Annotated in this window: 9 protein-coding genes; 4 read left to right on the top strand and 5 right to left on the bottom strand. The window is 47.6% G+C overall.

Features of this window, described 5'->3' with window-relative positions; translation table 11 throughout:
• Positions 1 to 42: 42 nt before the first annotated feature.
• The 3 genes from VN105_RS03495 to VN105_RS03485 form a co-directional block, all read right to left on the bottom strand.
• On the bottom strand, positions 43 to 519 hold the full coding sequence (locus tag VN105_RS03495) for a PRC-barrel domain-containing protein (RefSeq protein WP_325637970.1): 477 nt from the start codon (positions 517 to 519) through the stop codon (positions 43 to 45).
• 40 nt (positions 520 to 559) lie between these two features.
• A complete protein-coding gene (locus tag VN105_RS03490) occupies positions 560 to 751 on the bottom strand; it encodes a hypothetical protein (protein ID WP_325637968.1) in 192 nt (63 codons plus the stop codon).
• A 210-nt stretch (positions 752 to 961) separates the two neighbouring features.
• Positions 962 to 1,528 (bottom strand): RNA polymerase sigma-70 factor, encoded by a 567-nt coding sequence (locus VN105_RS03485; RefSeq protein ID WP_325637972.1) that lies wholly within the window; start codon positions 1,526 to 1,528, stop codon positions 962 to 964.
• Between the two features lie 201 nt (positions 1,529 to 1,729).
• Between VN105_RS03485 and VN105_RS03480 the strand changes: the two genes are divergently transcribed.
• From VN105_RS03480 to VN105_RS03465, 4 genes are read left to right on the top strand one after another with little or no spacing between them, the layout of a single operon-like run.
• Positions 1,730 to 2,704 carry a FecR family protein gene (locus tag VN105_RS03480; RefSeq protein WP_325637966.1) on the top strand — a complete coding sequence of 325 codons (975 nt, stop codon included), beginning with the start codon at positions 1,730 to 1,732 and terminating at the stop codon, positions 2,702 to 2,704.
• Between the two features lie 17 nt (positions 2,705 to 2,721).
• On the top strand, positions 2,722 to 6,048 hold the full coding sequence (locus VN105_RS03475; protein ID WP_325637964.1) for a SusC/RagA family TonB-linked outer membrane protein: 3,327 nt from the start codon (positions 2,722 to 2,724) through the stop codon (positions 6,046 to 6,048).
• 18 nt (positions 6,049 to 6,066) lie between these two features.
• A complete protein-coding gene (locus VN105_RS03470; RefSeq protein WP_325637962.1) occupies positions 6,067 to 7,827 on the top strand; it encodes a RagB/SusD family nutrient uptake outer membrane protein in 1,761 nt (586 codons plus the stop codon).
• A 17-nt stretch (positions 7,828 to 7,844) separates the two neighbouring features.
• Positions 7,845 to 9,182, top strand: coding sequence for an ectonucleotide pyrophosphatase/phosphodiesterase (locus VN105_RS03465; protein ID WP_325637960.1), 1,338 nt, complete (start codon positions 7,845 to 7,847; stop codon positions 9,180 to 9,182).
• Positions 9,183 to 9,267: 85 nt separating this feature from the next.
• Here the strand turns inward: VN105_RS03465 and VN105_RS03460 are convergent, their stop codons facing one another.
• Complete coding sequence (locus VN105_RS03460) at positions 9,268 to 10,020, bottom strand: SOS response-associated peptidase (protein WP_325637958.1); 753 nt, start codon at positions 10,018 to 10,020, stop codon at positions 9,268 to 9,270.
• A 78-nt stretch (positions 10,021 to 10,098) separates the two neighbouring features.
• On the bottom strand, positions 10,099 to 10,503 hold the full coding sequence (locus VN105_RS03455; RefSeq protein ID WP_325637956.1) for a translesion error-prone DNA polymerase V autoproteolytic subunit: 405 nt from the start codon (positions 10,501 to 10,503) through the stop codon (positions 10,099 to 10,101).
• Between the last annotated feature and the right edge of the window lie 142 nt (positions 10,504 to 10,645).

Raw genomic sequence — 10,645 nt, 5'->3', positions numbered from 1 at the left:
TTTTGCGGGCTAACATCAACGGACAAATATATAAGGCAAGTACTATACGCGGTTATCCCCGGGATAGCGCAATCCGTAAAACCTTTCCTGGCTGAACTGGTCGTGGTCGTAGAAGTCGCTGCTGCCATCATTATACGCCCCCGGGGTTATAAATACATTCCGGATATCCTGTTCAATATCCGGTGTAACAATCACTCCTTTTTCATAAAACGGGAGAATGTTGATCTGCATATGAGAAACTTCGGGTAGCAGTATGGTATCATCTTTTCCATGCAGGATGGCCACCCCAATGGGTAACAACACCTTTCGCTCTGAAAGCCCAAGCCGGTTACCTTTCAGGTTTACCACCAGGTAGCGCACCCTGCGGGAAGCGGGGTTAAATAAAAGGTCGTCTACTTTTCCCAGTTTATGGCCGTGAAGGTCTTCCACTTCCCATTGCCTGACATCAGGCTGACCATCAGCAACCTCGAAACGGCTGCCGCTTAATTCTTCAAGACGATTAGCTTCAGTAATAGACATGGTAATATTTTTTGAGATGAAGAATCAGTTGAGATGTTGGTTATGGTTGTGCAACGGCAGTATCCGTTGCAGGTGCAACAGCCACGCTGTCCGCAGCAATAATAGTATCCTGGCGCGTATTGTTACCGCCACGCATCAGTAAAAACAGGATAGCGATAATAATAACAAGCCCCAGGATGAGCCATAACCAGGCAGAGCTCCTTTTTTTGGGTTGAACTTCCAGGTGTGCCATAGTAGTGCATTTAGGTGGAGTAATATTCCGGATGTGTTCATCCAAAATGGTTCTCTTTTTTCCGGGCAATCATTATACCAATGCGTGCCAGGAATGTTGAACGAAGCTTTTAGGCCCTTCTGTAGCGGGTTTTGTAGGATTGGAGCAGCGAATGGAACGGGGGATTCAGCCATTTCATGGTGTGGTGTTTTTTCCCGGTTATGGCGGAAATTATAATCCGGTGTAAACACTCATAGCTACCAGCAGCATACCGAGATAGTGTTCTTCTTTCAGCTCCCTGCGCAGTACCTGGAGCGCTTTGCTCATATGTTTTTCCACTGTTTTTACAGAGATGCCCATTTCCTGTGCAATCGCTTTGTAGCCCAGGTTGTCGTAGTAGCTGAGCATAAACACCTCACGGCATTTTTGCGGCAGTGTATTAATGCTGCGGGCAATCCGGGTTTTCAGCTCATGCTGTTCCAGCTGAACCGGTTGCGCCACCTCCTGCTGGTGTGCCTGCCTGATCAGTACCTGGTGATGGTTTTCTTTGAGTAATTTATTGCGCAGCTGGTTGGATACTTTGTATTTAACGGCATTGTTGAGGTACCCGCTGATGTTAACATCTCCGGGCAGTTCATCTCTCCTGAGATATAAACTGGTAAAAACATCCTGTATAATATCCTTCACCTGTTCACGGTCTTTCAGGATCCGGAATGCCTGGTTGCTGAGCGAAACAACTGTTGCCTGGTACAATCCCTCAAAGGCTTTGGTATCGCCGCTCCTGGCTTGTTGCCACAGCGTATCGCATGTATGTTGACCAGTGGAGCAGATAAGCGTTCAGTTTTGGCAGCAAAGATATCTACTGGACAAAAGTTTCCATGTTAACTTATAGTAAACAACTTTTCCAATGTTAACTAAATATGAATTACTTCTTTTTTGAGCAAACGGAGTGGGGGTAAATGCCGGGTTATGTGATAAGTATAGCAAACACCCATACTGATGACGCCATCGCGCCTGCAATATTTACTGGATCGATACCTGGACGGAACTGCTACGGAAGCCGAGCAGGCAGCGTACGATCGTTGGTATGAGCAACAGCAAATGCCGGAAACCAATGCCTTTACTGCTGGGGAAAGAAATGAAATGTATGCTGTAATAGCTTCCCGCATAAAACGCAAAAACCGCGTAGTATACCTGCGGCGCGCTGCAGCTGTTGCAGCAGCAGTACTTATTGCGGCAGGTGCATTGTGGATATTCCGCAGCACATCGCTGCCTGTACGAAAAGTAGCGGTAAAACAGCAACCCGCGCAGCCGGACAGTACTGTTATTGCCAATACCACCGGCTCGCAGCGCATGCTTCATTTACCGGATGGATCACAGGTAATATTATATAAAGATGCAGCGATCCGTTTTGCAGCGCCCTTCGGTGCGAAGAACCGGATAGTGCAACTTAGTGGTAAGGGATATTTTAATGTTGCACCCAATGCTCCCCTGCCATTTACGGTATGGAGCGAAGGGGTGTCCACCACCGCATTAGGTACCAGTTTTACCATTGCAACCAAACAAAAGGAAGTAAAAGTAACCCTGCATACAGGTAAGGTAATGGTGAAAACCAATGAACAGGTACGCTATCTTACACCGGGCCAGGCGCTTGTTTGCAATATTACTACCGGGATGGCCCGTTTGCAATCCACCCCGGGAAAAACGGTTGTTGCGCCCGCCATAGCCTATGGCGCTTTACGTGGCTTTACCGCTACCTTCGACCAGGTGCCGTTGTCCGGCGTATTTGATACTATTTCCAGGGGATATCATGTACACATTCAACTGAAAGCAAACACATTCAACGATATCGCCTTCTCCGGGATAATCCGGGACACCGATTCACTTGCACAGGTGCTGCATCGTATTGCGATGCTGCACGATTTGAAAATTACATCAACAAATACAGGTTACCGTATAGAAAAAAATCACTAACTAAATATTTGCGTATTATGACACATCGCTACCTGCTGGCGAAGGGCGGAGCTTTGCCCCTGAACCGCTCCAACAGGCTTCTTTATGGCTGTAAATTTATCGGCCTGCTGTTCCTGATGGCTTTTATCAACCTGCTGCCGGCACAGGCGCAAAAGAGAACATGGATCAAAGGTTTAATTGAAGATGAAAAAGGACAAGCCATACCAGGCGCATCTGTACAGCTGAAAAGCGGGCCCGATAGCCTGAAAAGATTTGCTGTTACCAACGAAAAAGGAGTATTCACTTTTGACGACTCCCATGTGCAGGGACCATTTGTGTTTACCATCGCCTATGTAGGTTATGTAACGCAGGTGATCACCAAAAACGATCTCGATCCGCAAAAGGAACAATCGCTCTACGTGGTAATGAAGGAATCTTCTGCTGCGCTCAGTGAAATAGTAGTGGTGGGTTATGGTACCCAGAAGAAGATCAACCTCACCGGTGCGGTAGACCAGGTAGGAAAGGAAGTGTTTGAAAACAGACCCATGACCAGCGCCACCAAAGGATTGCAGGGAGTACTGCCCAATCTGAATATACGCATCACAGATGGCAAGCCTATCCGCGGCGCCACCTATAATGTAAGAGGTACCACCTCCATCGGTGCAGGCGGTAGCGCATTGGTGCTCATTGACGGCGTACCGGGAGATCCGAATTTATTAAACCCCAACGATATTGAAAGCGTTACGGTATTGAAAGATGCGGCTTCTGCTGCTATTTACGGCGCCCGCGGTAGCTTTGGCGTAGTACTCATCACCACAAAAAATCCTGCTAAGAATAATACACAGCTTACTTATTCCAGTAACTATTCGCTGAACGACCGCACCGTTAAACCCAACTTTGTAACCAACGGTTACGAGTGGGCCAAAAATTTTGATGAAGCCTATTACGCATGGAACGATTATAAGTCGCACCCCGCTAAAGCCAACAGCGTATTCCCCTTTTCACTGGATTACCTCGACGAGCTGAAACGCAGGAACGACGATCCTTCCCTGCCCAAAACAGACATAGATCCTGCTACCGGCAACTACGTGTATTATGGTAATACCGATTGGTTCAAAGAACTGTATGCTGATCAGAACCCCGGTACAGAGCAAACCCTGTCCGCCTCCGGGGGCAACGCCAAATCGGAATATTATCTCTCCGGCAGGTATATGTCGCAGCACGGGATTTTCCGTTACAATCCAGACAAGTTCAAAATGTATAACGTAAGGGCAAAAGGCGCAGTAAGGCCGTTCGACTGGCTGAAGCTGGAAAATAACTTCGACTTTTCCCAACGCACGTATTTTTTTCCTATCCTCAACCATCCCAGCAATACGCCGGTATGGAGAAGGATTTCGGATGAAGCATTTCCTATTGCCATGCTGAAAAACCCGGATGGCTCTCTCACGGAGAATGCGGCCATTGTATTCGGCAGCTTTTTAACCGGAAATAATTATTCCGATCAAACCCAGCTGATGCTGAGAAATACTTCCCGTTTCACCACTTCCTTCCTGCATGATAAACTGCATATAAACGGCGACTTTACTTACGCCTATACTTCCAGCGTGGAAACCCGTTTGTATACACCGGTGCCTTACAGCAAAGCGCCGGGCCAAACGCTTACCCGCGGCGAAAGCAAAATGAATGAAGAGAACGACCGGACTACCTACACCGGTATGAACCTGTATGCGGACTATGAACAGCGCATCGCAAAAAATACCTTCAAATTACTGGTAGGATATAACTACGAAAACACGTTGTTCAAATCAAGATATTATCAGCATGATGGATTGATCAATCCGGGTATGCCCGATTTTTCGCTGATGAACGGCCTTAATTATGTGCTCACGGGTGGTGGTTATGAGTGGCGTACACTGGGCGGTTTCTTCCGTGTAAACTATAACTATGATGAACGCTACCTGCTGGAAGTGAATGGCCGTTACGACGGTTCTTCGAAGTTTCCCGAATCGCAGCAGTTTGGCTTTTTTCCTTCTGCTTCTGCCGGGTGGCGCGTATCGAAGGAAAAGTTCTGGAACGTATCGCCCAAAGCGGTGAGCGATTTAAAGCTGAGGGCTTCTTATGGCGCACTGGGTAATGGTAATGTAAACCCTTACCAGTTCCTGCAAACAATGACCGTAAGCAAACTGAAGATGGCTATCAACGGCGTGATACCCGATTATACGCAGCAGCCCAATGTAATTCCTAACGGACTTACCTGGGAAAAATCCACTACGCTGAATGGCGGTATTGATGTAGCGCTGCTGAACAGCCGGCTGAAAGTTTCCTTTGATAAATATACCCGCAATACCACTAACATGTTTACCGTGGGACTGCCTGTTCCTGCTGTGTTTGGCGCCAGCGTACCAAAGGGTAACTATGCTGATCTGAAAACAAAAGGCTGGGAATTATTCGTGAACTGGTCCGACCAGTTTAAGGCCGGCAGCAAACCTTTTGCTTATTCACTTGGCGTGGTGCTGTCTGATTACCAGTCGTACATTACCCGTTTCAATAATCCCAATAAGCTGATCAATACCTATTACGAAGGAATGCGTGTGGGAGATATGTGGGGTTTTGTGAACGATGGCTACTTCCAAAGCCAGGATGAAATTAACAAGTATGATGTAGACCAGTCATTCATCCGTGTATCCAATGCCAACAAACTGCTGCCGGGTGATATCCGGTTCAAAGACCTGGATGGCAACAAGAAAATAGACCAGGGCGATGGTACCCTGGATAAACCGGGCGATCAGCAGGTGATTGGTAACACAGAACCCCGTTATGCCTTTGGGATCACCGGTAGCGCCAACTGGAACAATTTCTTCCTGAACTTTTTCTTCCAGGGCATTGGTAAGCGCGACTGGTGGCCGGGTACAGATGCCTCCCTTTTCTGGGGGCAATACAACCGCCCTTATAGCTGGATGCCGCAGGAGATCATGGACAACCGCTGGTCGGAAACCAATCCCGATGCTTACTTCCCGCGCTTCAGGGGATATACTGCACTCAACTCCAATGCTGAGCTTACTGTACAACAATCAAAGTATGTACAGAATGTGGCCTATATCCGTTTGAAGAACCTTACTGTTGGTTATAACCTGCCACAGGAATGGATTTCAAGGATCAAAATGAAAAGTGCAAGAGTATTTTTTACAGGTCAGAACCTGTGGACATGGTCGCCTTTGTACCGTATTATGAAAACGCTGGACCCCGAAGTGATTGAAGGTTCCGATCCGGAGCTGAATAACAATGCAGCAGGTATTGGCGCCGGTAACGGAATGGCGTACCCGATGCTGAAAACATATACTGTTGGTGTAAGTGTAACTTTTTAACGACTAATTTTTATGAAGATGAAAAATAGTATTTACCTTTTATTGATCCTGGCGGTGGTGTCTTGCAAAAAAGATCTTAACCTGAAGCCGTTTGATAAACTGAATCCAGACAATGCGTTTAATACAGAGCAGGATCTGCAGTTGTATGCTACTTCTTTCTATAAAATATTACCTGATGGCAATGCAATTATCAGGGGAGATGTAATGAGCGATTATATGGCAGGGAAAGATGTGAACACCTTTATCCAGCGTGATGCCTACTCGGCCACACAATCGTCTGGCTGGAGCTGGGGAGATCTCCGCAACATCAACTATTTCCTGGAGCATTACAACCAGGCGAAGATTTCCGATGAAGCCAAAAGCCATTATGCAGGTATTGCCCGTTTTTTCCGCGCTATGTTCTACTTTGAAAAAGTAAAGCGTTTCGGCGACGTACCCTGGTATGGCAAAACCATGACCATTGATGATCCTGATCTGTATAAAGGCCGCGATCCGCGTACTGCTGTAATGGACAGCATCCTGGCAGATCTTGATTTTGCCTGTGCCAACATCCGCAACAAAAAAGATAACACCTGTTCACAGATCACCCGCTGGGTAGCGCTGGCGTATAAATCGCGCGTGTGTTTATTTGAAGGTACTTACCGTAAGCACCGCCCCGGAACACCTGTACCCGGTGCAGATACCTGGCTGAACGCCGCAGTAAGCGCTGCAGACGAAGTGATCAAGAGCGGGTTGTATACCCTGAACACCGCCGGCGAGGCCACTATGAATTACCGCAACCTGTTCATCAATGAAACACCAAATGCCAGTGAAGTGATCCTGGCTTATGTATGTAACAAAAGCCTACGTGTGTTCAACGATGCCAACTGGTATTTTACCAGCGCCACCTACGGCAACAGGATCAGCCTGGTAAAAACCTTTACCGATACCTACCTGAATATTGACGGCAGCCGCTTTACAGACAAAGCCGGTTATGATAACCTGCCCTTCAATGAAGAAGTGAAGAACAGGGACCTGCGTTTGCAGCAAACCATCCGCATGGGGAAATACAGCCGCGAGGGGCAAATTGCGCCGCCTGATTTTACCTATACTTACACCGGTTATCAGCCCCTGAAATTCACTGTTGACTCAAAGGCTACAGATGGCGTAGCAGAGAATAACAACTCTGTACCTATTATCCGTTATGCAGAAGTATTGCTGAATAAGGCAGAAGCCAAAGCAGAGCTGGGCGCGCTCAGTGCAGCAGACTGGAATACTACCATAAAACTGCTGAGAGCACGCGCCGGTTTACAAAACACCGATATGCCGTTAACAGCGGATCCTTACCTCGTTGATTATTTCAGGGATAAAACAGCGCATCCGAATGTTAACGCAAGCGTAACAGATGCCGCGTTGCTGGAAGTACGCCGCGAAAGAGGAACAGAGCTGATCCTGGAAGGGTTCCGTTTTTATGACCTGGTACGCTGGGGACTTGGACCTTTGTTGCTGAAGCCTTATATTGGATTGTATGTACCGGCTATGGACGCCCTGATGGATTTGAATGAAGATGGAAAACCCGATGTATCTTTTGTGAAGAAAACGCCGGCTACCAAAGTACCGGGAGTGTATTACTTCCTGATTGATGACGACCAGACCAAATTATCTGCCGGCACCAGTGGTAATCTTATCTGGCTGAATAATATTGAGCGTCAGTGGGAAGATTATAAATACGTATACCCGATACCGTATAATGAACTTGTATTAAATCCTAAACTGGTGCAGAACCCGGACTGGAAATAAAGTAAAATATAAATAGTATGAAGAAGATTACCGGTATAGCATTGCTGTTGATGATGGGCTTCGCTTCCTATGCGCAGCGGGCCGCACACGTAGTGCTGATTACCATTGATGGCTTCCGGCCTGATTTTTATACAGATGCTTCATGGGGCATGGTAAACCTGCGGGCAATGAAAAACAGCGGCGCCTATGCAGATGGGGTAAACAGTGTATTTCCTACTGTTACCTATCCCAATCATACCTCGCTGATCACAGGCGTAACCCCGGCCAAACATGGTATTTATTACAACACGCCGTTTGAGCCCCGGGGCGCCACCGGCATCTGGTATTTTTATTACGACAGTATCAAAGTGCCTACCTTATTTGATGCAGTGCATAAGGCGGGTAAGAAATCGGCCAACGTGATATGGCCTGTATCCGTGGGCGCACCCATCGATTATAATATACCTGATATATGGCCTATAGGTAAAAAAGACAGGCGGGAACTGATGGCTACGGTTACCAATCCGGTGTCGCTGTGGCAGGAAGTGCAGGAGCATGCCACGGGTAAGCTGTTGGCGAACGACTTCACCATGGAAGATGATGAAATGATCCTGGATGAAAATGTGGCGCGTATGAGCGCCTATCTGATTGCCACTTATAAACCGGCTTTTACCACGCTGCACCTGGCCTGTACAGACCATTATGAACATGAGCAGGGCCGTGATGGATTGCTGGTGAGGAAGGCGGTAGCAGGGGCGGACAGGGCACTGGGTACTATTATAGAAGCGTTGAAACGGGCAGGTATATACGAAAATACAGCCATTATAGTTACCGGCGATCATGGGTTTGTGAATATCGCCCGCAGCTTTTCGCCTAATGTGTTGCTGGCGCAGAATGGTTTGCTGAACAATGCAAAAACGGGCGACTGGAAAGCACAGTTCTTTTCTTCCGGCGGTTCGGCTTTCCTGCATCTGAAGGATCCGAAGGATAAAGCCACGGAGCAAAAAGTACTGGCATTGCTGAAGGCATTACCGGCTGCGCAGCAGCAGCTATTCCGTATCATCAGTCGTAAGCAACTGGATGCCGTAGGAGCAGATCCTCATGCAGCAATGGCTATTTCCGCAGTAGATGGCATAACCATTGGAGGCGGCGCCACCGGTGAACTGGTGAGGCCGGCCAAGGGAGGAACGCATGGTTATTTCCCGGATTTTAAGGAGATACAAACCGGGTTTGTGGCCTCCGGGGCTGGAATAGCGCCAGGTGGTCATGTAAAGGAGATGAATGTAACGGATGTGGCGCCGCTGGTAGCACAGCTGCTGGGATTGCAGCTGGATAATACAGATGGCAGCGTACCTGCAGGGGTAATAGCAAAATAAGTAATTGATAACGTAACAATATAAGCGGACGCCTTGTGAGAGGGGCGCCCGCTTTTTTAATGATTATCCTTACGTTTCCGGTTATTTACACCTGCAGGGCAGGTAAATTTTCATAAGCTACCGGGTGTATGATGGCGGCATCATCAGGTTTCACTTTCCTTACAGAGTTCACAGGCCAGTATTCCAGCTGTGTGTGTGGCAGTTCATACTGTATAATTTCACGTATATCCGTATCCGTTATCTCCGGGTGCAGCCATTGTTCAGCCAGATCCGTAGTAAGCATCATGGGCATTCTGCCGGCATTGTCGCCTCCGTTGTGGATCTGCGCCATCAATGGATTGGCGGCGCGTGTTAGTAAAGTGAAGGTGGGAATACGTGCGGGTTTATCCACATCCCAGGAGTTGGACATGGCCCATAGCCCTGCAATAAAAAAGAGTTCCTGTTCTTTGGGTTTTATATAGTAGGCTACTTTATTTTTCCAACCTGGTATCTGCCGGTATTCGAAGAAGCCGGTAGCGGGTACCAGGCAGCGCTGGTGCCGGATGGCATTCCACATGGTACCGTTTTCCAGTACTTTTTCACTGCGGGCGTTCAGGAAAAGTTGCCGCTGGCGTTTTACTTTTTCGGGGGTATCCAGCATTTTTGGTACTGGTCCCCATGTATATTTTTCCAGCCTGAAGCCGTTGTTATTGGTGATTACCGGCCATTGAGGGTAAGACATGCCGATCTTATGCCAGGTAGGGTCGAAGTGGATATCCAGGTTGCCGTTGCGCTTAAGCCGCGGCAGGTATTTGTAAATGCTCTCTATACTGGATGTAAAAGCGATATCGTAACACATATGGATCTAAATCTGATAAAGATACTTTTATTTTCATCGCGATAGCAACAGCTGTCATACAGCCACAGTATCACCCGGTTATTTTCGCATATCCACGATCACGGCGGTTACCACGCCCCATACCTGGAAGTCTGAATCTTCTGTTATCACTATGGGTTTATAGAATGCGTTTTCGGGATGTAGTACCCAACTGCGGCCTGCTTTCACGAGCCGCTTTACTGTATATTCTCCATTGAGTGCCGCTACCACAATATCTCCCGTTGACGGGCGGATAGAGCGGTCTACAATAGCCATGCAGCCATCGGGAATACTGGCGTCTGTCATGCTATCGCCCTTTACCCTGATAATGAAGGAAGAAGCAGGGTTTGGCTGCAGGATCCGGGAGAGGTCAATTTGTTCTTCCCCCGAATCGGATACAGGAGCGGGGAATCCCGCGGGGATGCTGGTATTAAAGAATGGCAGGGTTATGTTCAATACTTTCATATAACTATCGTTTAATTAATAAATACTAATATTATTAGCAAAATAAAGCTAAAATTATTAGTTTTTAAAATCCATTAACACAACGTTTGCAAAAGGTGGAGATCCGCGGCAGGAGGGTGGAGAAGATAAACGGCAGGGGATC

The sequence above is a fragment of the Chitinophaga sp. genome (genome assembly GCF_035564935.1).
Lineage (GTDB): Bacteria > Bacteroidota > Bacteroidia > Chitinophagales > Chitinophagaceae > Chitinophaga.
The sequence above is the reverse complement of the archived record's forward strand: the minus strand, read 5'-3'. Positions and strand labels throughout refer to the sequence as shown.

Excerpts from the sequence above, each read along its gene's own strand:
- VN105_RS03490 (WP_325637968.1), bottom strand. The coding sequence starts at position 751 with ATGGCACACCTGGAAGTTCAACCCAAAAAAAGGAGCTCTGCCTGGTTA.
- VN105_RS03460 (WP_325637958.1), bottom strand. The coding sequence starts at position 10,020 with ATGTGTTACGATATCGCTTTTACATCCAGTATAGAGAGCATTTACAAA.
- VN105_RS03495 (WP_325637970.1), bottom strand. The coding sequence starts at position 519 with ATGTCTATTACTGAAGCTAATCGTCTTGAAGAATTAAGCGGCAGCCGT.
- VN105_RS03470 (WP_325637962.1), top strand. The coding sequence starts at position 6,067 with ATGAAAAATAGTATTTACCTTTTATTGATCCTGGCGGTGGTGTCTTGC.
- VN105_RS03480 (WP_325637966.1), top strand. The coding sequence starts at position 1,730 with ATGACGCCATCGCGCCTGCAATATTTACTGGATCGATACCTGGACGGA.
- VN105_RS03455 (WP_325637956.1), bottom strand. The coding sequence starts at position 10,503 with ATGAAAGTATTGAACATAACCCTGCCATTCTTTAATACCAGCATCCCC.
- VN105_RS03475 (WP_325637964.1), top strand. The coding sequence starts at position 2,722 with ATGACACATCGCTACCTGCTGGCGAAGGGCGGAGCTTTGCCCCTGAAC.
- VN105_RS03465 (WP_325637960.1), top strand. The coding sequence starts at position 7,845 with ATGAAGAAGATTACCGGTATAGCATTGCTGTTGATGATGGGCTTCGCT.